Origin of the sequence: Chryseobacterium sp. C39-AII1 (assembly GCF_039672645.1) — a bacterium.
In the GTDB taxonomy this organism is placed as follows: domain Bacteria; phylum Bacteroidota; class Bacteroidia; order Flavobacteriales; family Weeksellaceae; genus Chryseobacterium.
Genome location: NZ_JBDFPQ010000006.1, coordinates 157,921 through 184,265, shown reverse-complemented (window position 1 = coordinate 184,265; position 26,345 = coordinate 157,921). Strand labels below are relative to the sequence as shown.

General features: G+C 35.1%; 28 protein-coding genes. 18 read left to right on the top strand and 10 right to left on the bottom strand.

From position 1 onward, the window contains the following. The first annotated feature begins 2 nt into the window (after window positions 1–2). Both ABEG63_RS11945 and ABEG63_RS11940 read left to right on the top strand, forming a co-directional pair. Window positions 3–653 (top strand): nitroreductase, encoded by a 651-nt coding sequence (locus ABEG63_RS11945; RefSeq protein WP_346585033.1) that lies wholly within the window; start codon window positions 3–5, stop codon window positions 651–653. A gap of 207 nt (window positions 654–860) precedes the next feature. Further along, entirely contained in the window at window positions 861–1,199 is a 339-nt protein-coding gene (locus ABEG63_RS11940) for a hypothetical protein (RefSeq protein ID WP_346585031.1), read from the top strand. A 13-nt stretch (window positions 1,200–1,212) separates the two neighbouring features. Here the strand turns inward: ABEG63_RS11940 and ABEG63_RS11935 are convergent, their stop codons facing one another. Genes ABEG63_RS11935 through ABEG63_RS11915 form a run of 5 tightly spaced genes read right to left on the bottom strand, consistent with a single transcriptional unit; the run spans window position 1,213 to window position 4,151 of the window. Beyond that, window positions 1,213–1,893 carry a YoaK family protein gene (locus ABEG63_RS11935; RefSeq protein WP_346585030.1) on the bottom strand — a complete coding sequence of 227 codons (681 nt, stop codon included), beginning with the start codon at window positions 1,891–1,893 and terminating at the stop codon, window positions 1,213–1,215. Window positions 1,894–1,907: 14 nt separating this feature from the next. Then, entirely contained in the window at window positions 1,908–2,876 is a 969-nt protein-coding gene (locus ABEG63_RS11930) for an NAD(P)H-quinone oxidoreductase (protein ID WP_346585028.1), read from the bottom strand. A gap of 25 nt (window positions 2,877–2,901) precedes the next feature. Then, window positions 2,902–3,351 (bottom strand): lipocalin-like domain-containing protein, encoded by a 450-nt coding sequence (locus ABEG63_RS11925; protein ID WP_346585026.1) that lies wholly within the window; start codon window positions 3,349–3,351, stop codon window positions 2,902–2,904. Between the two features lie 53 nt (window positions 3,352–3,404). After that, on the bottom strand, window positions 3,405–3,962 hold the full coding sequence (locus ABEG63_RS11920; RefSeq protein WP_346585024.1) for a hypothetical protein: 558 nt from the start codon (window positions 3,960–3,962) through the stop codon (window positions 3,405–3,407). Between the two features lie 27 nt (window positions 3,963–3,989). Further along, complete coding sequence (locus tag ABEG63_RS11915; RefSeq protein ID WP_346585022.1) at window positions 3,990–4,151, bottom strand: hypothetical protein; 162 nt, start codon at window positions 4,149–4,151, stop codon at window positions 3,990–3,992. A gap of 78 nt (window positions 4,152–4,229) precedes the next feature. On the opposite strand from ABEG63_RS11915, the gene ABEG63_RS11910 reads away from it, so the two are divergent. The 7 genes from ABEG63_RS11910 to ABEG63_RS11880 all read left to right on the top strand — a co-directional run bounded on the left by ABEG63_RS11910 (window position 4,230) and on the right by ABEG63_RS11880 (window position 10,456). Next, window positions 4,230–6,092: a phage baseplate assembly protein V gene (locus tag ABEG63_RS11910; RefSeq protein WP_346585020.1), complete on the top strand. Its 1,863-nt coding sequence runs from the start codon at window positions 4,230–4,232 to the stop codon at window positions 6,090–6,092. Between the two features lie 39 nt (window positions 6,093–6,131). Further along, entirely contained in the window at window positions 6,132–7,232 is a 1,101-nt protein-coding gene (locus tag ABEG63_RS11905) for a DUF2931 family protein (protein WP_346585017.1), read from the top strand. A gap of 21 nt (window positions 7,233–7,253) precedes the next feature. Further along, window positions 7,254–8,027, top strand: coding sequence for a hypothetical protein (locus ABEG63_RS11900; RefSeq protein ID WP_346585016.1), 774 nt, complete (start codon window positions 7,254–7,256; stop codon window positions 8,025–8,027). A 154-nt stretch (window positions 8,028–8,181) separates the two neighbouring features. Then, complete coding sequence (locus tag ABEG63_RS11895; protein ID WP_346585014.1) at window positions 8,182–9,057, top strand: hypothetical protein; 876 nt, start codon at window positions 8,182–8,184, stop codon at window positions 9,055–9,057. Window positions 9,058–9,062: 5 nt separating this feature from the next. After that, the gene (locus ABEG63_RS11890; protein WP_346585012.1) at window positions 9,063–9,227 is read left to right on the top strand and encodes a hypothetical protein; all 165 of its coding nucleotides are present in this window, start codon (window positions 9,063–9,065) and stop codon (window positions 9,225–9,227) included. Between the two features lie 65 nt (window positions 9,228–9,292). Beyond that, complete coding sequence (locus ABEG63_RS11885) at window positions 9,293–9,760, top strand: hypothetical protein (RefSeq protein WP_346585010.1); 468 nt, start codon at window positions 9,293–9,295, stop codon at window positions 9,758–9,760. Between the two features lie 3 nt (window positions 9,761–9,763). Continuing rightward, entirely contained in the window at window positions 9,764–10,456 is a 693-nt protein-coding gene (locus ABEG63_RS11880; RefSeq protein ID WP_346585008.1) for a hypothetical protein, read from the top strand. 160 nt (window positions 10,457–10,616) lie between these two features. On the opposite strand, the gene ABEG63_RS11875 is transcribed toward ABEG63_RS11880, so the two are convergent. Continuing rightward, window positions 10,617–11,102 carry a hypothetical protein gene (locus ABEG63_RS11875; RefSeq protein ID WP_267402470.1) on the bottom strand — a complete coding sequence of 162 codons (486 nt, stop codon included), beginning with the start codon at window positions 11,100–11,102 and terminating at the stop codon, window positions 10,617–10,619. A 232-nt stretch (window positions 11,103–11,334) separates the two neighbouring features. On the opposite strand from ABEG63_RS11875, the gene ABEG63_RS11870 reads away from it, so the two are divergent. Further along, on the top strand, window positions 11,335–12,462 hold the full coding sequence (locus ABEG63_RS11870) for an alpha/beta hydrolase-fold protein (protein ID WP_346585006.1): 1,128 nt from the start codon (window positions 11,335–11,337) through the stop codon (window positions 12,460–12,462). Window positions 12,463–12,531: 69 nt separating this feature from the next. Here the strand turns inward: ABEG63_RS11870 and ABEG63_RS11865 are convergent, their stop codons facing one another. Further along, window positions 12,532–13,629 carry an acyltransferase gene (locus ABEG63_RS11865; protein ID WP_346585004.1) on the bottom strand — a complete coding sequence of 366 codons (1,098 nt, stop codon included), beginning with the start codon at window positions 13,627–13,629 and terminating at the stop codon, window positions 12,532–12,534. Between the two features lie 182 nt (window positions 13,630–13,811). Between ABEG63_RS11865 and ABEG63_RS11860 the strand changes: the two genes are divergently transcribed. Then, the gene (locus tag ABEG63_RS11860) at window positions 13,812–14,873 is read left to right on the top strand and encodes a histidine kinase (protein ID WP_346585002.1); all 1,062 of its coding nucleotides are present in this window, start codon (window positions 13,812–13,814) and stop codon (window positions 14,871–14,873) included. Then, a complete protein-coding gene (locus ABEG63_RS11855) occupies window positions 14,863–15,564 on the top strand; it encodes a response regulator transcription factor (protein ID WP_346585001.1) in 702 nt (233 codons plus the stop codon). The genes ABEG63_RS11860 and ABEG63_RS11855 overlap by 11 nt, the downstream gene beginning before the upstream one ends. A 3-nt stretch (window positions 15,565–15,567) precedes the next feature. On the opposite strand, the gene ABEG63_RS11850 is transcribed toward ABEG63_RS11855, so the two are convergent. Together ABEG63_RS11850 and ABEG63_RS11845 are read right to left on the bottom strand one after the other, a co-directional pair. Continuing rightward, the gene (locus ABEG63_RS11850; RefSeq protein ID WP_346584999.1) at window positions 15,568–16,248 is read right to left on the bottom strand and encodes a response regulator transcription factor; all 681 of its coding nucleotides are present in this window, start codon (window positions 16,246–16,248) and stop codon (window positions 15,568–15,570) included. A 17-nt stretch (window positions 16,249–16,265) separates the two neighbouring features. Next, window positions 16,266–17,510: a HAMP domain-containing sensor histidine kinase gene (locus ABEG63_RS11845; RefSeq protein WP_346584998.1), complete on the bottom strand. Its 1,245-nt coding sequence runs from the start codon at window positions 17,508–17,510 to the stop codon at window positions 16,266–16,268. Window positions 17,511–17,667: 157 nt separating this feature from the next. Here ABEG63_RS11845 and ABEG63_RS11840 point away from each other — a divergent pair, with 157 nt between their 5' ends. The 3 genes from ABEG63_RS11840 (at window position 17,668) to ABEG63_RS11830 (ending at window position 22,330) form a co-directional block, all read left to right on the top strand. After that, on the top strand, window positions 17,668–18,072 hold the full coding sequence (locus tag ABEG63_RS11840) for a DUF1573 domain-containing protein (RefSeq protein WP_312393169.1): 405 nt from the start codon (window positions 17,668–17,670) through the stop codon (window positions 18,070–18,072). A 334-nt stretch (window positions 18,073–18,406) separates the two neighbouring features. Beyond that, window positions 18,407–20,653, top strand: a complete 2,247-nt coding sequence (locus ABEG63_RS11835; RefSeq protein ID WP_346584997.1) for a TonB-dependent siderophore receptor — start codon at window positions 18,407–18,409, stop codon at window positions 20,651–20,653. Between the two features lie 357 nt (window positions 20,654–21,010). Then, window positions 21,011–22,330 carry an aspartate kinase gene (locus ABEG63_RS11830; protein WP_312393161.1) on the top strand — a complete coding sequence of 440 codons (1,320 nt, stop codon included), beginning with the start codon at window positions 21,011–21,013 and terminating at the stop codon, window positions 22,328–22,330. A 504-nt stretch (window positions 22,331–22,834) separates the two neighbouring features. On the opposite strand, the gene ABEG63_RS11825 is transcribed toward ABEG63_RS11830, so the two are convergent. Beyond that, window positions 22,835–23,215, bottom strand: a complete 381-nt coding sequence (locus tag ABEG63_RS11825) for a transcriptional repressor (RefSeq protein WP_346584995.1) — start codon at window positions 23,213–23,215, stop codon at window positions 22,835–22,837. An 87-nt stretch (window positions 23,216–23,302) separates the two neighbouring features. Here ABEG63_RS11825 and ABEG63_RS11820 point away from each other — a divergent pair, with 87 nt between their 5' ends. The 3 genes from ABEG63_RS11820 to ABEG63_RS11810 all read left to right on the top strand — a co-directional run bounded on the left by ABEG63_RS11820 (window position 23,303) and on the right by ABEG63_RS11810 (window position 26,335). After that, window positions 23,303–23,641 (top strand): MerC domain-containing protein, encoded by a 339-nt coding sequence (locus ABEG63_RS11820; RefSeq protein ID WP_346584993.1) that lies wholly within the window; start codon window positions 23,303–23,305, stop codon window positions 23,639–23,641. Between the two features lie 9 nt (window positions 23,642–23,650). Then, complete coding sequence (locus ABEG63_RS11815; protein WP_346584991.1) at window positions 23,651–24,856, top strand: GTP-binding protein; 1,206 nt, start codon at window positions 23,651–23,653, stop codon at window positions 24,854–24,856. An 81-nt stretch (window positions 24,857–24,937) separates the two neighbouring features. Continuing rightward, window positions 24,938–26,335 (top strand): alkaline phosphatase, encoded by a 1,398-nt coding sequence (locus ABEG63_RS11810; protein ID WP_346584989.1) that lies wholly within the window; start codon window positions 24,938–24,940, stop codon window positions 26,333–26,335. Window positions 26,336–26,345: the final 10 nt, after the last annotated feature.

Here is a 26,345-nt window from a genome sequence, read left to right as displayed (position 1 = left end):
ATATGAAAAAACTACTATTATCAGGTTTTACTCTGGTGAGCTTACTTTCATGTAAGGATAACGAAGCCCCGAAAACGTATTACACGGGATCTGCCACGCGGGCGATTCTCGACAATATGCTGACCAGAAGATCGATCAGAAAATATACCGATCAGCAGGTTTCGCAAGAGCAGATTGATACGATTATGAAAAGTGCAATCTTTGCTCCAAGTGCTTTAAACAAGCAGCCTTGGGAGATTCGTGTGATTCAGAATCCTAAGATTTTGGCAGAAATTAATCAGCGTTTTCTGAATTTTGCGGAAGGTAAAGAGATGCAGGGAAGTGCAGCTAAATATAAAGAACCAGGATTCAGCATTTTTCACCATGCGCCAACGTTGATCGTGATGGCAATTGATAAATCTAACCCAACAGCCAAGCTGGATGCAGGAATTTCTTTACAAAATATTCTTTTGAGTGCTCATGCATTGAATTTAGGAACCTGTCCGCTGGGTTCTTTGGTCACTGCTTTAAATCTTCCTGAAAACGAAGATATTTTAAAATTATTAAATATTCCCGAAGGCTATGAAGTGGGAATTAATATCGCATTAGGTTATCCTGCCGAAAATCCCAAGGCACCGATTCGTTACTCCGAGAAGGTGAAAATCATTAAATAATTTTACCTATTATATTTACATTTTTCTACGAAAGAGATCTCTTTAAGGTCTCTTTTTTATTTGTGGTCGATCTTTTAGTATTATCTTTAAGTTAAAACTAATTTTAAATTTAACCGCAAAAAGAAGCAAAAGACCTTATTGGATTTATTTAAAGGAGTTCAAAATCTACAAAGAGAAAAACAAAAGAATTTAATTAATAATAATTGAATGAAGTATTTTAAATTATTTTTTATCCGTTTGATTATTATGGTAATTCCATTATCAGCCTTATATTTTTATGCACAGATGGCATTCGAAGCCAATCGAAAGAAAGAACATCCTACTGATGTCGGATTAGGAATAGCTATTTTGCTGTTCTTTATATTGCTATTTTTATCGATCGGTTTTCTGATAGATTTTATAAAAAATATCTTAAAAAAAGAATACAAAGCAGCGCTATTGAATGTACCTTTTTTGCTGTTTTTCTTACTTCCGATTTTATATATAGGCTGCCAAATGACGGGCCCTGGTTGCTTTTGTAGCTGGATTATTAACGTCGTGAAATAATTTTTTAAAAGCTTTAAGACAAATTAAGTACGGTATTTTTCTTAATTGCAACCCAATTGTAAGCAGCTAATAAAATCCCAGGAATCAGCATAGAAACCAAGCCGAAACGATGTGAAATCAATGCTCCAGAAATACATCCACCCAAAAAACCTGATAGCAATACCAAAGATTGTTTAATCTCCAAAAGCTTTTGAGAGGTATGTTGTGTCGAGTGATATAGGAAAAAATCAATTACTGCTTTGGTGATGTTGCCCGTCATGACGGTGGTTGGCCCAAATACAGAACCTGAATACAGCCTGTTGACCGAATTGTGAATTCCCATTGCAAATACAACCATCATCAGCATTCCATGGTATAAAAATCCCGAAGAAATGTTGTATTCTTTCAGAAAAAAAGCGAGCAATCCAGAGAGGATCAAAAGTATACCGATTGATCCCGTTATCTTTTTTTTATCGTTAAATTTTGTACTTATTTTTCCTGTTAAGATCACGGCTACTATAAAAACAGGAAAACTGAGTAAATTGATAAAATCTGTAATTTGAGCATGGTTACTCAGTTTATAGGCAAAAACAACCAGATTTCCTGTGATATGTGCAGAAAACAATCCATCGGCCACGGTAAATGTACTGGTGTCTACAAAACCCGCACAGAAAGCCATGATAATAGATGAATAAAAAATGGCGTCCCTTTTCATGGTCAATTTTTAAGCTATTTCACCAATATAATTTTTCCGGCATGCGTATTTTTTTCAAGCAATCGATGCGCTTCTGCAGCTTCTGAAAAAGGAAACGTTTTGAAAATAACAGGTTTGAATTTTCCCGATTCTATCAAGGGCCACACATTTTTCTGAACTTCTTTGGCTAAATATTTTTTAAATTCATATTCTCTGCTTCTAAGCGTACTTCCGCTCACCGTGAGACGTTTCAGCATCACTTTCCAGATATCGAGATCTACGTGGCTTCCGTCTACCGCATTAATGTGGATTAATCTGCCTTCCGGTTTCAGAATATTAATGTTTTTGCTGAGGTAATCGCCGCCAATCATATCTAAAATTACGTCTACTCCTTCATCTTGCAGTTCCTTTTCAAAATCCTGAGTTTTATAATTGATAAATACATCTGCCCCAAGTTCAATACATTTTTGCCCTTTTTCTTCTGTGCCCGCTGTTACGATAACTTTTGATCCCAGCGCATGAGCAATCTGAATTCCCGTAATCCCAATCCCACTGTTTCCGCCGTGAAATAAAACGGTTTCTCCCGGTTGCAAATTTCCTCTTTGGAAAACGTTCGACCAAACAGTGAAAACGGTTTCCGGAAGACTTGCTGCTTCAGTAAATGATAATGATGCAGGGATGGGAAGGCATTGTCCTTCGCGAACGCTTACGTATTCTGCATAACCTCCGCCAGCGAGTAAAGCGCATACTTTATCGCCTACTTTAAAATCGACAACATCCGGTCCACATTCAACAATAATTCCTGAAACTTCTAACCCTGGAATTTCAGCAGCAACGCCGTTGGGGGCTGGATAATTTCCTTCACGTTGAAAGGCATCAGAACGATTAAGTCCGGCTGCTTGTACTTCTATTAAAACCTGGTCTCCGCTTATCTGTGGAGTTGGAGCTTCCTGCCATTGAAGTACTTCAGGATCTCCGTATTTTGTAATAACTACTGCTTTCATATTAATAATAATTTGGTTTAAATTTTTACGATACTTTTTTCCATTTTAATTGATGAATCACCAACCTTGAATTGCTCAAAAAAGGCTTTTCGCTTTCCAAATGTAGCAATCCATCTCTAAAGATAACCTTTCTGTTTTGCGTCTGCCCCGTCCAATTGGGGAAAAGTGAAATATCTATAATATGGCTCACGATCTGTTTTTCATCATCAGTTTGAAACGAACCCGAATATGCCATATAAGTAGAAGCTTCCATTGTGTATTCTTCAGGTGTTGCGTTCGTCCAATGTTCTTGTGTGAAATTTTTACGTTCGGGATTCATAATTTGAGCCGACATATAGCCATCGCTGTTGTAAATGATTAAACCTTTAGGATCATCACCCATAGGTTTGGTTATTTCGCCACCATCTACCGCAACTTCGATGAGATCTACCAGTTTCCAGCTTCCTGTTAACTTTTCAAATAATGTTTTTTCCATGATTTAAAATAAAAATGAGCATATCCGAAAAATACGTTCATCTATGCTTTAGATTAAAAAGGTTGATTATATTTCCCTGTTAAAGCTTTATTTTCGATGCTTTTCGCAAAGTTTGGAGTTTCTTCGTGGTTGTGGGCATCAGAAGCTGCTTGTCTTGAAGCCGCTGCATCAGCTAAATTAATTCCGTTTTCTTTAATATAAGCAAGCATTTCAGGAGTTGCCGTAGCGTGAATTTCGTTGGTGTAAAGACAAGTGTTGTCATCAATTTTTGTCGCTTTCAGTTCCCATAAAACCTGAACTTTTGTACGTCCGTTTTTAGTAATTGAATCTGAGATTGAAAGCATTCTGCAGTAATCAGGACGGTAAACATCGGCAACATAATGTTGTACCATCAATGCATCTCCGATGGTTTCTACATTTAATGAAACAGGCTCGCCGTCATAAGTTGTAGAAATCGCCGCGCCGATGTGTTGGGTTGAGCATCTTTGGTATTCGGCATCGGGTAGATTTAATAACCAATCTGCGATGTTTACTTTTTCGATAGGTGCATTAATAATAGCTGTTACACTTGAGTGAGATAATGCGTTTTCTGGTGTTTGAATAATTTCCATAATGTTTTATTTTAATTGTTTTGTGTGTTATTTCTGAAGTAAAACTATACTCATTACCTCAGGAATCACGGTACTTTTCATCGAATGGGCAAAATCACTCGGTAAATAAGAGAAAATAATCGGTGACCAAAGATTTTTACTTTTTTTGGCGATAAAATACAGAATCGTAGTTTTACTACAGTTTCTCATATTATTGGGAGTTAAATTTTATATCTCATTGAACTTGATTAACTTTAATGTAATATAGTAACCAAAACACAAATAAATATGAGTAAGATTGCAACAAATTCAGATAAAATTGCGGAAAATCATATTTCAGGAGTGCAGCGTATTGTAGAGCTTGAAATAGTGGTAGATGGTAAAATCATACGACATTTTAAACATTTTAAACTCCAGCAGAGTGTACGGAAACATCATGATTTTGAACTTATTCTGGCTCACGATTCTTTGGGCAATATAGAAAATCATGATTTACAGGAAGCACAGAACTTTTTGGGAAAAAGGCTTACGGTAGTTTTCAGATATAAAGATGTCGATAATAATGGCCCTGAAAGAACCTTTGCAGGAATTATTACCAAAGTAGCCTACAGTCAGGAAAAAATGAGTCTGGGAAATATTATTTTAAAAGGTTTCAGCCCTACCATTCTTATGGATTCTGCACTTCATACCCAGAGCTTTGGAGGTGGTCAGACTGTAAATACTTCTATTATCGCAGAACGTATCATCAAAGAAACAATAAGTTCCGGAGCATTTGATTATAAGATTGATGCCCAGAACAAAAGTTATATCAACTACAGCGCTCAATACAAAGAAACTCATTACAATTACTTGGCAAGGCTTGCTGTGTCTTACGGAGAAAAGTTTTTTTATGACGGAGAAATTCTGTATTTCGGTAAACTGCCTGCTGCAAAGAAACCCGTACGTCTTACGTATGGCAGTAATGTAAATGATATTTGTGTAGAGCTGAAAGCACTTCATACCAAACCCCAGTTTTTTGGTTACAACAGTAGTGAACATTCCAAATTCAATAGTTCAACCGCTGATATAAAACATCTTGGACAATTGGCAGGAAAGGCTTATCAGCTTAATAATGATATTTTTACCGGTCAGTCATTAGTTTCTTCACCCATTAACGCTAATCTTTCAATGGATTTGGATGATTCACAGAAAGGTGCTGCCGGAAGTGCTGCTGTAGAAGTATTTACCGTTTCAGGATCTACAACAGTTCCATTTTTGTATCCGGGATGCATTGCTGATATTGAGATGAGAAAGCCGGATAGTAATCAGACTTCTTATTTTACTAAATTGATGATTACTGAAGTTTCTCACGAAGTAAATACAAAAGGATTTTATACAGGAAGCTTTGAAGCCATCGCCGAAGGTACAGGTTTTCTACCAAGACCTGAGTTCTCTGTTCCGAATGCCGAACCGCAGATTGCCACTGTTATTTCCAATACAGATCCTCTTAATCAGGGGCGTATACAGGTAAGATTTGATTGGCAGGTGAACGATTCTACACATTTTATCCGTATGATGAGTCCAGATGCCGGAGGGACCAATGCCGTTACCCAAAATAGAGGATATGTTGCCGTGCCGGAAGTAGGCGATCAGGTAATGGTAGGTTTTGAATATCACCATCCCGATTTTCCTTTTGCCATGGGAGGAATGTTTCATGGCCAAATTGGGCTCGGTGGCGGTGTAAACAATCATATGCGATCTATTCAAACTAAAAGCGGAATAAAGGTTTTGATGAATGATGATGAAAAGAGCGTAACAATACTAGATCCGAGCGGTAATATCTACTTTATGGATGGAAATGGTAATATTACAGTCACAGCTCCGAAAAATATGACTTTTATAGCAGGCGAAAATCTTACTGTAAGTGTTGGAAAAGACATGAAAACTACGGTTGGAAACGATCATAATGTAAGCATTCAAAATAATCATCAGTTTAGTTCTAAGAATTATAAACAAACGGTAAACGAGAATAAAACGGTAAATGTTACAGGAGATTTAAAGGAAACAACTTCCACAACCACTCACAAAGCAAAAAATGGTGATATTTTACTGCAAAGTTCAGGAGTTGCCAAAATGCTTGGCAAGATTGATGCAAAGGTAAATAAAGGATAATGGTTAAATAAATCATTTATAGCTATAGATTTTAAAATCATGAACACATTAATAAAATATGTACTGAGCGTATTATTTTTTATTCAGATCTCGTGTCAGGAAAAAAAAGAGCCTCAAAAAGCAAAAACTATGACAAAATATGAATGGACGGAAGGAACCTCGGCTCCGTTGGGATTTCCCATGGAAGTTTATAAAGGAGGAATAGATTGTGAAGGTGGCGAGTGGGTTGGTTTAAGCATTGGAATAGCTCCCGGAACAAACATTTGGGGCGACATTAATAACGGAATGAGCAATGGTTTTAAAGGATTGCCGACTCGTCTGGATTTTATCTGGATGTCATTCATGGAAAATCAATTCTATCAAATAGATACCGATATAGATACTCAAAAAATAAGAGAATATTTCAGTAAAGGCTATGATATAAAAGCAACCAACGGAAGCGGAAAAACTGAACATCTGAATTACGATGTAATTGCTGTGGGAATGGCGCCCGGTGGTGTTGTAGTGGTATGGGTAGCAGGGGTGGGTGTACAAAAAGAAATCGGCAGATACCAAGGTAAAAAGGTAACCATCCCGGAATCTGAGATTGCAAAACTAGACAGCCACGAAAATCGTTTTTGGAGAAAAGATTATTTGGATATGGTGCATACTCGAGAGCAAATTATTCCGAAAAAGATACAGGAGGAAAACAAAGGAAAGCCTATTCCATTTGGTTTATGGGAGGTTTATCGAACAAGATTTAGCTGGAAACCTGTTTTTGAACTTCCTGAAAATGCTGCATTAAATTCTTCTCGAGATATAGGCCTTAGAATGATTAACGGAGAACGTGAGCAATTAGATGCCGCAAAAAAGCTACTGTCAGATTATGATAATAGAGCAATTCCTGCTTCAATTTCAATGTCGGTAACAGATAAAAATGATAACAGATATGGAGCAGCATGCGATCTGAATGCGAAATCGAGTGTAGAAGCTTTTAAAGAAGTTTTTGGAGACGATCCTAAAAGTACCAAAGCAGAACTCATCATTAAAGTAAATGAAGCATTTAGTTTTTTTACAGTAAAACTAAAAGGAGAGAATGGTAAAGAAGCTTTTATTAAAACAGATCGTTTAGAAATGTTTAAATCTAAAAAAAAGCATTAAAGTAAACTTCAATTTATTATTATGCAAAAAACATTTGTTTATAATTCTGGTAGTTCCCAATCTCCTGTAGATGAACTGCAGTTGGAGATAGGGGTGTTTTTTGATGGAACTTTGAATAATCTTAAAAATACAGAACTAAGGGAAAAATACAGAGATGGTAAAAATAAAATAGAAAGTACCGATACCAAGGAGCAAATCTTGGCTAAAGAAGAAGCCATAAAAAAAACGAGGGAGCAACATGAAAAACAATTTGATGCGCTCGAAAGTGAAAACATCTCTGAAAATGATTCTGAATACGATCGCTATCTTAAAGGCAGCCATAGAGGAATGCTGGACAAGCAAGGGGTTGATAACAGTTTCAGTAACGACTTTACCAATCTGGCAAGATTGTATAAAAGTTGCGAGCAGAAAGACTACGCCATCTATATAGAAGGTATTGGTACACTGGATAATAGCAGAGATGTAGATGATGGATTTCAATACGGTTCCGGAAAAACTGGGGTAAGAGGAAAAGTAAGAAAGGGATGTGAAAAATTGGCTGATAGAATTAAATTAATTATCAGAAATAATTCCAATCTGGATAAGCAACTTACAAAAATTACCATCGATACTTTTGGATTCAGTAGAGGAGCTGCCGCCGCCAGAAATTTCGCTTATGAAATCAATGGTCATAAAAGGTCGCAAGATATTGAAATCAGAAAATCCAGAAAAATAGTAGGGTATGAGTACGTTGAAACCTATACTCAGAGTGGTTCTGTAAGAGTTCCTATATACAAGGATAATTTGGATAGATAAAGATAAAACGGAAGTAGATCCTGCGTTTTTAATAAATGGAAAATTATCCAAGTTTGGCTTTTTAGGATATTATCTTTTAAGCAAAGGTATTCTCACGAATGAAGAACTTGAGGAGCTGGAATTAGACCTGCGTTTCATCGGAGTATACGATACGGTGTCATCTTATGAAGAATTTGGCGATATGGGAAGTATGGAAAGAGTAGGATATAGAGGAATGGTGCATTCTACCTTAGGATCTCAGCATAATTTCGGAGACGATGTAGACCAGCTTCAATTAAAAAATCCGGGTCCTTATTTTAAAGCAGTTCATTTTACTGCGGCTAATGAACATCGTGAAAATTTTTCATTAACAAGATTTCCCGGCAGTATCGAAAAAGAGTTTCCAGGAGTTCATTGCGATATCGGTGGCGCGTATGAAAACGGTATGGAAGAAGTAGATGAAATTGAAACCTCCAATCATAAACCTTTTTGGGCGTTAAAAAATAGAATGCAACAATTAATTGATGAACATTGGTTTAAAGACGATCAAATTGAGATTAATAATACGGCGATTAATATTCTGACTTGGGGGGCTGCTTACCGGAAAATCACAGGAACAAGGTTTCTCAGAAAAGAATACAGCTATATTCCTTTGCACTTTATGGAAGAACAGGGGCAAGCTTTTTACGATCATCATATTACAAGCAAAACAGAAACAGCATATTCTATCGATTTTGATAATCATTTGCCTGCTGCTAAAAGAAGGCTTCATGAATATGTATTTGGAAGTAAAGAAGCCTGGAACTTCATTAGTGATGAAGAGCTGGATAAACAAAACGAAAAAAAGAGAGACGAAACTCCCGTTGGGCCTACTACGGTAACAAGAGATAAGGATGGAAATCCTGTAATTAATATTCCTGAAGTTACGGTGTATGCCGACCGTTGGCAAAGTTTATTGAGAAAAATGAGAAACGAGTATCTCCATTGGTCGGCGAACAGAGATTGGATGGGTATGGATCCGAACAGTGATTATCAGCGAAGAATATATTAATGCCAATGATGGATATACTGCAGAATCTTAATCAAAAGACCTACAGGCTGGAAACCATTGTTTACGAGCAACGAAATCCGTTTTATACGATTCAAAAAAGTTTTACCAGAAATGTAGAGGTTTACTATTTGGGAAAGGTAAAAGAGAATTATCAGTTTCAGAAGTTTTAAAAGCGGATAAAAAAACAGATTACAAAATTGTACTTATACCACACGGTGTTTTCGGCGTTCCTCTGATGTCGCGAGCGTATGCACCTTTTCCCGGAGATACCCGAGGGCTTGGGAATGGAGACGAATTAACGAGAGACGGCTGGAAATTTAAAGGAAGGGGATTGAAGCAGGTTACCGGAAGGGCAAATTACGTTACGTTTTCAAAATACCGAAACAAGAATTCTTTTCCTGATGATACTACCGGAAAAATAGATTTTACCGAAGAGAAACCTGGTGTAGATCTGAAAGGAAATTATCTGAAATTATCCGAAAATGCCATGTATGCTACTCAGTCTGCAATCTGGTTTTGGAATGAAGGTACAAAATATAATAAAAAGACAGCCAAAGAACATGCTGATGCCGATGATGTAGATTCTGTTTCTAAAGCAGTCAATAGATATGATACCAAGGCGTTGCCTAAAAGAAAAGCAAATTATGACAGGGCTAAAGTGGCTTTTCAGATTGATGAACATTATGAATTTTTAAAAAAATAAGAAATGAAGACACTCCGTATAAGTTTATTGTTTATTTGTACATTTTTTCTGAATGTATCGGGTCAGAATGTTTCTGTTTTAAAAGATTCGGTCTGTGTTTCCAATAGCTGTTTTGAACTGCAGGAATTGAAAATAGGAGATCATAAAGGAACTGCAATTTACCAGCAGATTCAGAAAAAGGGCGATCTTTTTAATGGAGTTTTATTTGATGACGCCACTAAAAGACTGAAGGCTAAAAAAGATACGCTGAACAATTTGATATCAAAAAACCTCTTACAAGAATCCCAATACGGATTTGAAAAATATAAAATACTGTATCAAAAAAACGAGCTGCTAAATGTTTCGGTGAATATTCAGGCGTATGGTTCTTCTTTTGAGCAGACTCAATATTACTTTTTCGACCTCAATAAAGATGCAGAAATAGGTAAACAGTTATTTATCAATCAACGTCTTCTTTTATCATTGTGTGACAAAAAAATTAAAGGTCAGCAAGGGGTTGTTTTTCATTCCGAAAATCTTTCCGAATATATATTGATCGCTGATCGTAATGGAAAAATATCAGGTATTCGAATTATTTTTCATGAAAGCGATAAAGAAGGTAAAAGCAATTACGAGGAATATTCAGCTTCGTTTACATGGAAGGAAATTGAAAAGTTTATATCTCCTGCTTATAGAAATTTACTATCGGGAAAATAATTTAGTCTCCTGATTGTAAGGTGTTTGTGTTTGAGGTACTGAAAAATAACGTCTTCAAAACTGAAATGATAAACTTAAAATGATAACTCACTTTCAACGTTCTATGTGCATATAAAACATAGAACGTTAAAAATAAGCTACTTTATCCTGTTGACACTAACTATTTCTTAGGTTTCAATGTGAAATTATCTACATAAACTGCCTGATGTACACCATTCAGAAGAACTTTAAGCCCCAAATGAGTATCTTTTTTTAATGTAACATTAAATACTTTTTTATCTCCCGTAATTTTTGCTGCTTTAGCAATAGAAATATACGATTTTGTATCAGCTGCGTTCGCTATAGAAAACAATTCTAAAGATGTTTCTCCTCCGTTATCTGACGCGTCTAAGCTTAATGTATACGTTCCTGCTTTGATTTTTGGAGTTATCAGATACATATTTTCACCAGGATTAGTCATCGAGTAAAATATGATTTTTTTATCACTCGCATACAGCATCGCTTTTCCTGCTTGAGCCGTCCAACATTTGTTGATGTCTTTCCAGGTATCGAAATTTTCCGTTAGCGTATTTACCGTTTTACACTGTGCATTGGCTGTTAGAAATCCTCCAAAAGTCACGATTCCTGCAAGTATGATTTTTTTCATGAATTATTTATATATTATCAGGTAAAATTACTTAAAAAAGAGAATAAGAGAAAACGAATAGCTGCGTTTTTTGCATTTTAAATATGATATTTACACAATATTTTCGATTAAAATAATCCATTGATTTTTATTGAATCAAAACGAAGGAGTAAATTTTATGTACATTTGATTAATGAATTATTATAATTGATCTTTTTAGGATTGATTAATTTTTTCGTTTAAATTTAAATTCATGCAAAATTTTAAAATACTGACTTCCATTCTTTGCTTTTATTCAGCGATATTATTTTCTCAATACACAACTTCTGTAACGGCGACAAAAGGGAAAGATTTTCCAAAAATTGATGTAAAAGGAAATGCTGAATTTAAGGCATATTTTCCTGATGCAAAATCTGTTGTTTTAGAAGGCGGAGACGGAATGAAAAACGTACAGTCTTCCGTTACAAAAGACAAAAACGGATTTTGGAATGTTTCCACTTCGCCTATTGATGTGGGTTTTCATTATTATTGGTTTAATGTGGATGGAAAACGCACCAATGATCCAAACACGCAACTTTATTTCGGATACGGGCAACCTACAAGTGGTATTGAAATTCCTTCGGGAGAAGATTTTTTCTTTGCAAAGAATGTTAAGCAAGGGAAAATTGTTGATGATCAGTTAGATTCAAAAATAACTTTAGGAAAAAGAAATTTTAAAGTCTATCTCCCTTCGAATTACGGAAAGAAAAAACTGCCAGTTTTGTATCTGTATCACGGAACTGGAGAAGATATTACGGGTTGGGAAAAGCAAGGCTATATTTTGAATATTTTGGATAATCTTTTTGCCGAAAATAAGGCGAAAGAAATGATTGTCGTGATGGATTACGGTGTGGCATTGAATCCTGAGCAGGAAAAATGGCCTGATAATTCGGAGCGCACGGTGCTTTCTGCTAAAAATTTAGATAAAATCGTCATGCAGGAATTGATTCCTTATATCGAAAATAAATACTCCACAAACAGTAAAAAAGCCATTGCCGGACTTTCACGCGGAAGTTTTCAGGCAATGCTGATTGGTGTAAATCATCCTGAAGTGTTTTCAGCAATCGGTTCGTTCAGTCCTGTGATTTACGGTGGAGACCAAAATCACCCTTTTAAAGAACTTTCTATCAATAATTTATTAAAATCAAAGCAAAAACCAATATTTTTCATGGGAATTGGCGAAAAAGAAGAGGCTAGATTTTTAGATTTTAATAAAACAATTGCCAATTATCTTGATCAAAATAAATACCCTTACACTCAATATCAATCACCGCAAACCTATCATGAATGGCTGACGTGGAGAAGATGTCTGTATCAGTTTGCACAGCTGATTTTTAGATAAATGGAGATTATCAAATTCAATATACTTATTTTTAAGTTAATAGAGTTTAAGGAATGCATTGAAATTCATTTATTTTTTAATAATCAGTCTATTTTTTATTTTGGCTGAAGGTTTTTCTATAATAAATCGATAAAAAAGACTTACCAAAATACAGGTAGAAAAGCAGATTATTAATGTTACGTTATCTGAAATGTGTAGTTCTTCTTTCTCTAAAAATAACTGGATTAGATGAATAATTCCTTTATGGGAAAGATAAAGTGAATAGGAAAGTATGACGAGCTGAGAAGTGAAATAAGTGCTTTTTCTGCTTAAAAAAGAGGATTTCGAAATCGCTCCGAGTAATAGAATTCCATAACTGACGGCTACAAAAGTAAATCCTACAACAGACGCTTTTTCTGAATATTGATCTTTGCAAAACCATAAAGAAAAGATCAAAGCGAAAAATCCCGATGCTACAAGAATATTTCCGTTTTTATTGATGATTGATTTAAATTTTGAAGAAAACTGATAAAAATATCCAATTAAAACTCCAATCGCTAATCCGTCAAATCGGGTGTAGGTCGGATAATAGATTTTCATATACCATTCCTTCCAGAAATCAGAAGTTCCAAGACTGGGAATGATATATTCATTCCACGAAAAATATCGTAATGAAATTGATAGAATAATTAAAGCCGGAATGGCGAAGCGCAGATAGTTGATGCGTATAATGAAAAGTAGAAGTAAAACGGGAAGTAAAAGATAAAACTGTTCTTCGATGCAAAGCGACCAGGCATGAGAAAACGTTCCTTTTTCGATAACATTCAACCCATAATTTTGTGTAAAAGTGATGAATTTCCAAAACGAGGGCAGCGCTTCTCTTTCTCTGAAAATAGGAAAACAAAAATACAGTACCAACGTAAAAACATACGGCGGAATGATCCTGAAAAAACGTTTGGTGAAAAATGTTTTCAGATCAATATACTGTTGTGTTTTTATTTCTTCGAATAATTGGTTGGAAATCAGAAAACCACTCAATACAAAGAATAAATCTACGCCGGTCCAGCCTATCCAGCCAATTGTATCGATCCAATCCGGATGCCTGAACATTCTGTAATGATATAAAAGTACCAGAATAATAGCCAATGCGCGCAGATGATCGAGTCCGTAGAATTTGTTTTTATCCATTATTTTTTACACGAAATTCCGAGTATTTTAAATTGGAAGAGATAAAATGATGTGGAAAGTTCTATTTTGAGTGTAGAGAGCAATTATTTTCATACACATTCCAAAAATGGTTATTCACATTAAGTTTTGGGTATTTTAAATACATTTTGTATTAATGAAATTTTTAATTTCTATTTTTGAATATGGTGGATCAAACATCGAAAAAGAAAATAAAAAAAGAATTGGTTTATCAGGCGATATTTTGGATATCGTTGCTGATTTTTGGTCTTGCCCGAAATTACGGTGAACATGAGCAGCCTAATTTTAAAGAATTATTTTATTACGACCTCTGTCACTGGATTTTTCAGATCATTGGGGCTAATTTTATCTATTTTGTGCTGATCAGGAAATATTTTGATCACAAAAAATATCTACATTTTTCATTGTTATTTTTGATAAGTATTTATCTGTTAGCAGTCTTCAACCGAATTTTTATCGTTTATTTGGCAGAACCTTTTTTTGTAAAATATCCGCAAGACGATTTTATTTCAATCTTTACAGATGTGAAATATTTACTTTTCCATTATATTTTGCCCATTCTTTCAGGCTCGTTTATTTTTATTTCAATACAATACATTTTACGGTATCAGAATGAAAAACAAAACACGGCTCAGCTTCAGAAAGAAAAAACAGAATTGGAACTGAATGCACTAAAATCTCAGTTAAACCCTCATTTTCTGTTTAATACGCTTAATAATATTTACACTTTATCGATTCTCGAACCTTCGAAAACATCACAATCTATCGAAAGATTATCGGATATTTTGGATTACACATTGTATAAAGGGCAAAAAAAAATTGTAGCCATCACTGATGAAATGAAGATCATTCGTGATTATATTGAACTTGAGAAACTGCGGTATGATGAACGACTGAAAATCAGTTTATACGAAGAACTGAATTTTCCAGGCTGTATTCCGCCTTTACTGTATCTTTCTTTGGTTGAAAATGCTTTTAAGCATGGCGCTGAAAAGATAAGCGGAGCAATTGAAATCAAGATTTCGATAACAATAGAAGCAGATATTACTATTTTTAAAGTTGAAAATTCAAAATTTCTGAAACAAGAGCAAGAAAAAACAGGAATTGGCTTGAAAAATGTGAAGAAGCAACTCGAATTGTATTATAAAAACAACTATTCTTTAGCCATCAACGAAAAAGAAGATAAATTTAGCATTGAAATTATAACGCCAAACAATGAAGATTAAATGTATTATTATAGATGATGAGCCGCTGGCGGTCAAATTGCTGGAAAGTCATATTTCCAAGATCGACGATCTTCAACTTGTGGCGACCGGAAATAATGCAATGGAAGCCTATAAAATCCTTCAAACTCATGAAGTGGATTTGATGTTTTTAGACATTCAGATGCCGAATTTAAACGGAATAGAGTTTTTAAAATCATTGAAAAATAAGCCTCAAACAATATTCACCACAGCGTTTCGCGATTATGCTTTAGATGGTTTTGAATTAGAAGCTGTTGATTATTTGCTAAAGCCAATTACGTTTCAGCGATTTTTCCAATCGGTTGATCGGGTTCTCAGAAATAAGGCAAAAGATTATGAAGAAGATTTTGTTATTGTTAAAGTGAATGGTTTTAATCAAAAAATAAAACTTAGCGAAATTATTTATTTTGAAAGTCAGGGCAATGATATTAAAATTGTTTTGAATGATGAATATTTTCTGGCTTCAAAAATAGCCATTGCAGAATTGGCTGATCGTTTAAAAGGTAAAGGTTTTGTGAGAATTCATCGTTCATTTATCATCAATTCTAAATGGGTAACTGCTGTTAATAATCATGAAGTTTTATTAGGTCAGTTTACGATTCCTGTTGGGAGAAGTTATAAAGATGAATTTGATGATTTTGTGAAAACTTTTTTTGAAAAACGTTTATTTTAAAGATTAAACCTCAGAAAACCGGAAACCTATCCCGTGCAGATTTTCAATCAGCACATTTTCTTCATTGGCAAATACTTTTCTTAATCTCGAAATAAAAACATCCAGACTTCTGCCCATAAAATAATCATCATCACCCCAAATTGCTTTCAAAATATCCTGTCTTTTGAGCACGGTATTTTTATTTTTTATAAAATACAGAAGCAGATCAGACTCCCTTTGGGTCAACGTTATGGTATTTTCCTGATCTTTTAAAGTATAATTTTTAGGATCAAAATCGTATTTTGAAACTTTATAAGTGGAAGGAAAAGATTCCGTTTTTTTAGATCTTTTTAAAAAAACTTCAATTTTTAAAATCAGCTCTTCAATGCTGAACGGTTTCACGATATAATCATCAGCACCAATTTTCAGGCCTTTTATCCGGTCTTCCTTCAATGTTTTTGCTGAAATAAAAATAATGGGAACTTCAGAATCTTTACTTCGGATCTGTTTAGCGACTTCAAAACCATTGATTTCGGGCATCATAATATCCAATAGACAAATGTCGAAGTCTTGTTTTTCAAAGGCTTCTAGAGCAGATTTTCCGTTCGAGTAATGATTGATTTCGTAATAATTTTCTAAGCTGTCCTGAATCAAAAAAGCAATTGTTTGATCATCTTCGGCATATAAAATTTTAGATTTTTTCATGAATTGTGCATTAAAAATTAAGACGGGAAAAATAGAGTCGTGGTAATTCCCTGATCGCTGTTGTTTTCAACAGAAATTTTCCATTGATGTTGCTGAACAATTTTTTTGACATAAAATAATCCCAATCCGAAACCATTCACCTCATCACTTTTCTTCGTTTTCACGCGGTAAAATTTATCAAAAATATAAGGAAGATTCTTGGCAGGAATTCCCATTCCGTTGTCTTTAAACTTTAAATATAAGCCTTTTGAATCTTTCAGTATAAAAATGTTGATTTCAGGCTTAGTTTCACAATATTTAATGGAGTTTTCCAAAATATTACAGATGATATTGTTAAAGTGAAATTCATCCGCCTGAATCGAAATATTTTCAGGAATATCAATAATAATCGTGGTATTTTCATTTTTTTGCTGAATATTATCGGCAATGTCTTGAATGAAAGGAAATAACGTGATTTTTTGAGGCTTTAAGGATAATCCGGAAGCATCATTTTTCGCAATATTCAATATTTTTTCGATGTGGTCATTCAGCTTAAAACTTTGATTGATAATAATAGAGATGTAAGTCTGAAGCTTCGGATTTTCCTTCACCGATTCCTGTTTATTCAGCGCTTCTGAAGCCAAAAGAATAGACGATAAAGGCGTTTTGAATTCATGCGTCATATTATTAATAAAATCCCTTTGCAATTCCGAAAATTTCTTTTGTTGAATGATCGTATAAATGGAATAAACATAGACAATTAAGATAATAATCAACGCGAAAGTCAGCAAATACCAAAATCGTAATGAACTGATTAAATACGTCGTTTTATCCGGAAAACTGATCGAAAAATAGTAAACCAAATCTTTATGTTTCGGAAATTTAATCTCCTTATTTTTTGGATTTTTTTGATTGGGAGAAACGTATTTTCCATAAATCATACGGTCGCTTCTGCAATTATATAAAGCGTAAACGTAATTGGTATTTATTTGAAAACGAGTGAATTCTGTTTTAAGATAATATTCTAAAACCGTCGGATGAATTTCATTATTCACATTCACCAAATAATAATCGTTGGAAATATTCTGCACCGGATTTTCTGTGAATGTTCCCTCACCAGACAGTTTTTCAACCACTTCCATCAAAGCGATATTCACCTTTTGATTGAACTTCTGATTCTCGATATTATAAGCCTGTTTCGTCCATAAAAGCTGTGCAATCAAGATTCCGACAATCGCCAGAAGTCCGAGAGTGATGATGATATTGAGCCTTTTTATTTCCATTTCTGAAGCAATATTATTTAAAAAAATCTATTAATCCCGAGCATTAACAACTCGTTAACAAATGTTTGAAATCGTTTAACAATTTATGTCGAAGTTCGGCTTTACATTTGCTACAACAAGAAAAAACAATCGGTTTCAATAATTAAAATTTACCCTTATGAAAAATTTAAAAATCACAGCATTGTTGGCTGTTTTAGCATTTTCTCCGTTTTATGCTAACGTAATTTCTGAAACGCCATCTTTTGCAAAGGTAATTGCTGATGCGATTAAATGGAACAAAGAATCTATTGATGTTGGAAATATTCCTCAAGGTAAACCAAAATTGATTCGTTTTGAATTTACAAACACGACATCAAAACCAATTATTATCCAAAATGTTGCGCCATCTTGTGGATGTACAACGGCAGATTACACCAAAACTCCAATTCAACCTGGAAAAAAAGGATTTGTAGAAGCGAGTTACAATGCAGCAGCAGCGGGAGCGTTTATGAAAACAGTAAACGTTACAACAAGTGAGAGTAAAACTCCAAAAACCCTTTCTTTCAAAGGAGTGGTGATCTAATCTAAATTTTTAAATATTTACAGTTACAAGTTCAGGCTATCTCATTGAGGTAGCCTATTTTTTTGTTTCAATAAAAGAAAAGTGTGTTAATTTTTTATTTACCCTTTTAAAATGATTAATTAGGATTCAAATAAATGAAAATATCAGTTTTACCCCTTCAAAAATTCATATAAGACAAAATATTTAAAATTTAAACAAGATTTAATTTTTATTTAATCTAAATAAATTTTATTTTTGCACCATATCTCAAATATTAGTGAAGATATTTAATCATAATCTGTAATAATACAGTTTAATCTTCTTAAACATTAAAAAACATCGACTTTAAATTAATATGAATAAGACAGCTATTCTGGTGGGTGCTCTATGTGGCTTGATTTCGTTAAACGTTTCAGCACAAAATAATTCAGAATCGACCAAAGACACCATTTCAACCCGACAAAAAACAATAGAAACTGTTGAAATTACAGGTCGTAGAGAACGTGGCTATAAAAACAGCAACACGTTCAGCGGCACAAAAACGAATACGGATTTGATGGATATTCCACAATCCATTAATTATGTTACGAAGGAAACGCTGGATGATCAGGCGGCTTTTAAGACAAGTGATGCGGTGAAGAATATCAGCGGGGTCAATCAGGCTTCCTATAATAATAACGATTTTGTTTTGAGAGGTTTCAGAGCTTCCAATACTTTGGTGAACGGACAAAGAATTTCTACAAGAGGTTGGGCGCAGAATCTTACGCCTTATGTGGAACGAATTGAAGTGATTAAAGGACCTGCATCTGCATTATTTGCGAATACAGACCCAGGTGGAACAATTAATACTGTGACTAAAAAACCATTGAAGGAAAATAGAAATTCAATTAATTTTTCAACAGGAAGTTTTAAGACAATTCGAATTACAGGCGATTTCACAGGCGCCATGAACGAAAAAAAGAGCTTGCTGTATCGTTTGAATTTAGCATATCAGGACACCGAATCTTTCCGTATTCTTCAGGATCAGAAAGCGTTGGTGATCGCGCCTTCATTTTCTTTTATTCCGAATGAGAAGACCAGTGTAAATTTTGATTTTGTCTATCAAAATACCAACGGAAGATTAGACCGTGGACAGCCTATTTTCGGGGCAAGTCAGGGAACTGATCTGTACGCTGTACCAATTTCATTTGCCATTGGAAAGCGAAATGATTATCAGAAAGAAGCGAGTATTTTTACCACCATTTCATTGCAGCATAAATTTAACGATCACCTCTCTTTCAATGCTTCTTATCTGCGATCGATGTATGATGAAGATCTTTTGGAACACCGTACCTCCAACAGTTTTGCAGTAGATGTTAACGGAAATGAAATCCCTACGTTAATGGGAATGCAGACAATCAGAAGGCTTCGTAAAAATTACATTGATAATATTTCAGCCTATTTCACTTTTGATTATAAAACGGGAGAGTTTACCCATAAAACGTTGGTGGGTTACGATCATATTCAGGAAACGTTTCCGGAAGGAAATTCTACCTATAACGCTTCGGGATTTTTATCGGCAGACGGAAAATCGGTTATTTCAAAATATGATCCGGCTCATCCTGAAAAATACATGATCGTCAATGGAATACCTGTCCCGAATGTTCCTTATTTTAATTTGGCAAATCCGGATTATTCTATTTCTGAAATTTCAAATTATATCAATGTGAGCCGCGCAGAAACGCCTTCCCGATATTTTTTACATGGTGTGTATATTCAGCAGCAGATTTCATGGCGAAAATGGAAAGCTTTATTAGGGATGAGACAGGAGTTTTATACCGATGTTCAGGGCTTCACAACGAATAATGAAAAGAATATTCAGCAAAAAGCGTTTACTCCAAGAATCGGAATTGTTTTTGAACCGACACAACAAATCAGTTTGTATGGAACGTATAACCAAGGATATCAACCGCAAAGTGCAGGAACAATCGGTAGTCCGGAAACTTTTGGAGGTCCTTTTGATCCTTTAAAAAGCAAAATGGTGGAAGTGGGTGCTAAGTTTGAATTTTTCCGCAAAATGCTTTCTGTGACCACAGCCGCTTATTATATCGAACAGAATAATATCTTAATTAATGCACTCGATCCGTCAAATCCTGATTTGTTGAGACAGGTTGGTCAGCAACAGGCAAAAGGAATAGAACTTGATATTAACGGGAGAATTCTTCCGAATTTAAGCATGACAGCGGCGTTTTCTTATAATCTGGCAAAAATTACAGAAAGTGATAATCCTGCAGAAATCGGAAGCATTATGCCAAATGCGCCTAAAAATCAAGGAAATGTCTGGATAAAATATAACTTTAAAAACGACACGGCTTTAAAAGGGATCGGGATTGCAGCAGGAGCCAACTACGCAAGCAAAAGATTTACCAACGAAACGATTCTTGAATTACCAGCATACACCGTTGCCAATGCAGGAATATATTATAATTTCGATAATTTCAAAATGGCTTTGAATGTCAACAATGTCTTTGATAAAATATATTGGGTGGGCGGTTTCAGCTATTCGAGATTATTTCCGGGAGCACCTCGTAATTATATGGTTTCGGTAGGGTATACTTTTTAATGGTTGATTGTTGATGGTTTTTAGTTGCTTGTTATGATCTTAAATAAACCAATAATGACCGAGCCCTGAAAGGGCGAGTTACGTCAGAATAGGACGCCAGTCCTATTTAACACAGGCAACAAAAAGCAAAATATCAAAAAAATCATCAAAAATTAAAATTATTCCAATCAAATGACTATATTTGCCCAGCAAAAAAAGAAAATGATAGTATCTAACTTAAAAAAGGCAAAGAAACAGTACTTACGTCAAACGTCGTGAGTCATTTTCCTTTGGTTAGAATCGAAATAAATCAGGAGCTTGTCATCACGACAGGCTCCTTTTTTTGTTTGAAATTTAAATTAATATTATAATCTATTTATGAAAGTATTGAAATTTGGGGGAACTTCAGTGGGAAGTCCGGAGAGAATCGAACAGCTATTGCCAATTATTAAATCTCAGGCGGCAGATAAACATTTGGTGGTTTTATCAGCAGTTTCCGGCACTACAAATGATTTGGTAACCTTATCTGAACTCTATGCAAGCAAAGACATCGAAGGTGCTTACAAACATATTGATGTGTTGTATGAAAAGTACAAAGTTTTTGTTAATCAGTTATTTAAAACGGAAGAGGGACTTTCGGAAGCTTTAGTTTTTATTGAAAAAATATTTGATCTTTTTTATCAGTTTAAGAATAAAAATTTCACTTCAGATGCAGAACGAATTATCTTGGCTCAGGGCGAAATCATTTCCACGACCTTATTTCATTTACATTTAAAAGAAATCGAAATTCCTTCAACTTTATTATCGGCACTCGATTTTATGTTGGTGGATGAAGAACACGAACCGAATGTAGATTTCATCAGAGAAAATGCAAGTCTTGAAATGGCAAAATATCCTGAAGAAACACTATTTATCACGCAAGGATATATCTGTAGAAACGCTCAGGGCGAGATCGATAATCTTAGAAGAGGCGGTTCAGATTACACGGCTTCATTGCTTGGCGCGGCTTTGCAGGTTGAAGAAATCCAGATCTGGACAGATATTGACGGTTTCCACAACAACGATCCGCGTTATGTTCCTAATACAAAACCAATTGCGCAACTGAATTTTGACGAAGCTGCCGAGTTATCATACTTCGGAGCAAAAATCCTTCACCCGCAAAGTGTTTTCCCTGCAAGAAAATATAATGTACCTGTGAGATTGCTGGATACAATGAATTTGAGTGCTTCGGGAACACTGATTTCTGGTGAAACAACCAACCAAAATCAAATTGTGGCCATCGCTGCAAAAGACGGAATTACGGCAATTCGTATTCAATCGTCGCGAATGTTGATGGCTTATGGATTTTTGAGAAAAGTTTTTGAAGTTTTCGAACGTTTCAAAACACCAATCGATATGATTACGACTTCCGAAGTTGCGGTTTCATTAACGATCGATCAAACCGAATATCTTTCCGAAATCATCAAAGAATTAGAAGTGTTCTCGGCTGTTGAGATCGATGGCGAACAGTCTATCATCTGTATCGTTGGGGATTTCAGAGAAAATAACCACGGGCATGCCACCATTGTTTCCGAAGCAGTGAAACATGTTCCGATCAGGATGATTTCTTACGGCGGAAGCGAAAATAATATTTCTTTATTGGTTCCATCCACTCATAAAATTGAAACATTAAGATCGCTGCACAACAGGTTATTCTAAAATATAATATTGAAAAGAGATTGTTCCGTTTTGTGAATGATCTCTTTTTTATTTGAAACAATTTGACTACATAGAATTATCTTTTTAAGAAGCTTTTTCCCGCTATCCACTCATACTCCTCACGCCAAGCTCTCCAACGCTCAAACCCTAAAACTCTCCGACGCAAGTTCCGGGGTAACCGTTGCTATCGGGGCTAGGGTAGTAGTCACCTCATCATATCTAGTACAATATTCTCAAATTTTGTCATTCTTAAAGAATCTAAACCATAATTTTTCTAATCCTATATTGAGATCTCTACAGGATGACAAACTTTATGGTAAAGTTTCAATTAGGAAATTTTAAATAAATACATATTTAAAAATCAAGTAATTATCTGCAATTGATCATAATTAAAAAACTTTGCGAGCTTTTACAAGTGAAACGCCTTTGTGTACCTTAAAAACATTTAGCAATTAAAAAACTTTGTGAACTTTGCGTTCAAATCAACCATTATAAGTAAAAATATCACTTACATTTCGGGCAAATCCCGCTCACAATAAAATTATAATCTTCAACAATAAATTCTTTCGGAATATCAATCTTCGGAACTACATTTTCAATACACGTCACCGAATTACATTTTTTACAATTAAAATGCAGATGATTATGATTGTGATGATCTTTTTCGCAGTCGTGACATTTAGCATAATTTACAACGCCGTCAATATTTATAATTTTATGGATTTTTCCTTCCTCTTCAAGACGATCCAACACACGATAAATTGTAACTCTATTGCATAAATTCGATAATTTCTCCTGAATATTATGATGCGATAAAGCCGTTTCAGAATCATTAATTAAGTTTAATATCTCGGTTTTTGCCTGGGTATTTCTGGTTTGCTTCATGATTTTAATGCAACAAAGTTGCGATATAAAAATATTCTGTTTACTTTTGCAACAAAGTTACAATAAGAAAATTAAATCATCTATTTTATGAAGTCAAAAATTTTGGATGCAGTAGGCGTGTCAGCAGCGGTTTTATGTTTGATTCATTGCATGGTCTTTCCTTTATTAATGGTTATTCCCTTTGGGTTGTCGCATAATCCGTATATCGATCTCGCTTTCCTTTTCATTGGAGCAGTCGTTGTTTGGCGAATCACGCGACAGATCAAATCAACTCGTTTGAAAGGTTTATTCTGGTTCTCAATTATCCTAATTTCTATTTCCGTTTTTGCTGATTTGATCTTTGAAGTTCACCTTCCTTTAATCTACATCGGAGCTGCCGGATTGATTTTGGCACACATCATCAACTTTAGAAATCACAAACATTAATTCCGAAAAATGACAATAAATAAACTACCGGTTACCGTTCTGAGCGGGTTTTTAGGAGCCGGAAAAACAACTTTACTCAATCATATTCTTCACAACAAAGAAGGACTGAAAGTCGCTGTGATCGTAAATGATATGAGTGAAATAAATATTGATGCACGATTGGTCGAAAGCCAAAATACATTATCGCGAACTGAAGAAAAACTCGTGGAAATGAGCAACGGATGCATCTGTTGTACGTTGAGAGAAGACCTGATGATTGAGGTCGAAAGACTCGCCAAAGAAAAACGTTTTGATTATCTTTTAATTGAAAGCACGGGAATTAGCGAACCTATTCCTGTGGCGCAGACTTTTTCTTTTATTGATGAAGAAAACGGGATCGATCTTTCAAAATTCAGTTATGTCGATACGATGGTTACGGTGGTTGATTGCTTTAATTTTGAAAAAGATTTCGGAACAAACGAACTTTTGATGGATCGTCATCTTACCGGTATGGAAGGCGATTATCGAACAATTGTGAATCTTCTGACCGATCAGATCGAATTTGCCAATGTCATCATTCTTAATAAAACCGATCTTGTAGATGCAGATACTTTAGGATTTTTGAAAGCTGCTATTCAGAAATTAAATCCTGATGCTAAAATTATTCAGTCGGAATTCAGCAAAGTAAATCCGAAAGAACTTCTTAATACCGGTCTTTTCGATTTTGATAAAGCACAGGCTTCCGCAGGTTGGCAAAAAGAACTTGAATCTGATCATCATACCCCGGAAACAGAAGAATACGGAATTGGTTCATTTGTTTTCAGAAATAACCGACCTTTTCATCCGCTTAGACTTTGGGAATACCTCAGCAAAAATTATCCTCAGGGTGCTTTAAGAGCAAAAGGTCTGTTCTGGCTGGCTTCAAGACCTCATGATGCATTGAATTTTTCTCAAGCCGGAGGGGCTTTCCGATTAGAAAAAGCCGGAGTTTGGTGGTGTAGCATGCCAATGAATCAAAGGGTTCAGTACGAATCGTTTATGAAAAATCAATCTTATATTGAAGAAAGATGGGACAAAAATTGGGGCGATCGAATAAATGAACTGGTTTTTATTGGTCAGGATTTAGATAAAGAACAAATGTTACAAGATTTGGAAACTTGTCTTATCACTGACTTGGAAGCCAAAATGATGAAAGGAGGAAGAAATTTTGAAGATCCTTTTCCTCAAAATATTTAGAATAAATTTCACAATTAATTAATGCAACTTAGTCTCATTAGTTGATGTCTTCGCATTAACTTTGAACATTAGATTTTTATTATGGACAGACGTAAATTTTTAAAAGGATCGGCAATGCTATCCGGTTTATTAACTATAAATCCGCTTGATTTATTTGCCGGAAATGCCAAAGCTATTCCTTCAGACTCAAAAAAAGCTAAGAATATTATCTTCATGGTAAGCGACGGAATGAGTTTGGGAACTTTGAGCATGGCAGATCTTTATTCCAGAAACATTTTGGGAAAAACCAGCCATTGGATGAATCTGTACCATACCGGAAAAGTAAGCCGAGCTTTGATGGATACGGCATCTGCGAGTTCTATTGTGACCGATTCAGCGGCAGCAAGTTCAGCCTTTGGCGGTGGAGTAAGAGTAAAAAATGGAGTTTTGAATGTGGGAGCTAATGGTGAAAGATACGTTCCTATCTGGCAAAAATTTAAAAAAGCGGGAAAAAAAGCGGGTTGTGTGACCACAGTTACGATTACGCATGCAACGCCGGCTGGTTTTTGTGTTAATTCTGACAGCAGAAATGCAGAACCCGAAATCGCTGAAATGTATCTTGAACAAGGGTTTGATGTGATGATGGGAGGCGGTGACGAATTTTTTAATCCTGAAAAAAGAACCGATCATAAAGATGTTTATAATTCATATAAACAAAAAGGATATCAGGTTTTAAAAACTAAAGCTGATCTTACGAATGCTAAAAAAAACGGAAAGGTTTTAGGCGTTTTCAGTTCGGGAGCGTTGCCTTATACGGTTGATCGAAATAATTTGTCGGATCTTCAGGGAAGTCCAACCTTGGCAGAAATGGCGGGCGCGGCAATTGAGCAGATGAGAGATCATTCTGAAGGTTTTGTTCTTCAGGTGGAAGGCGGAAAGGTTGATTGGGCGGCGCATGCGAATGATATTTCAGCATTAATTCATGATCAGCTGGCTTTTGATGAAGCGGTAAAAACAGTTTTAGATTTTGCTGAAAAAGATGGTGAAACGCTTGTCATCATTACAACAGATCACGGAAATGCCAATCCGGGAACGATTTATGGTCCAGATGCGACTTCAAAATTCAATAGTATTTCAAATTATAAATATTCGAATGAATATGTTTTAAATTCTATTAAATCAGATTTTAACCTTCAACAAATTAAAGATTGGATTTATGAAACCAACAAAATACGATTGAGCGATGAAGAAGGAAAGCATTTGCTTGATTTTTATTTAGGCCTTGAAAAGCATGAATCGGGATTATACAATTACAAAAAATTGCCTTACAAAGCTTTCTCGGATATACAGCAGAAACATAATAATGTCGGCTGGATTAGTATGGATCATTCCGGAGATTATGTTGAGGTTGCGGCTTTTGGTCCCGGTAAAGAATTGTTGCCTTCTTTTGTGAAAAACACAGATTTACATCAATTGTTGCTGAAAGCTTCAAAAATTTAATGTAAATCGA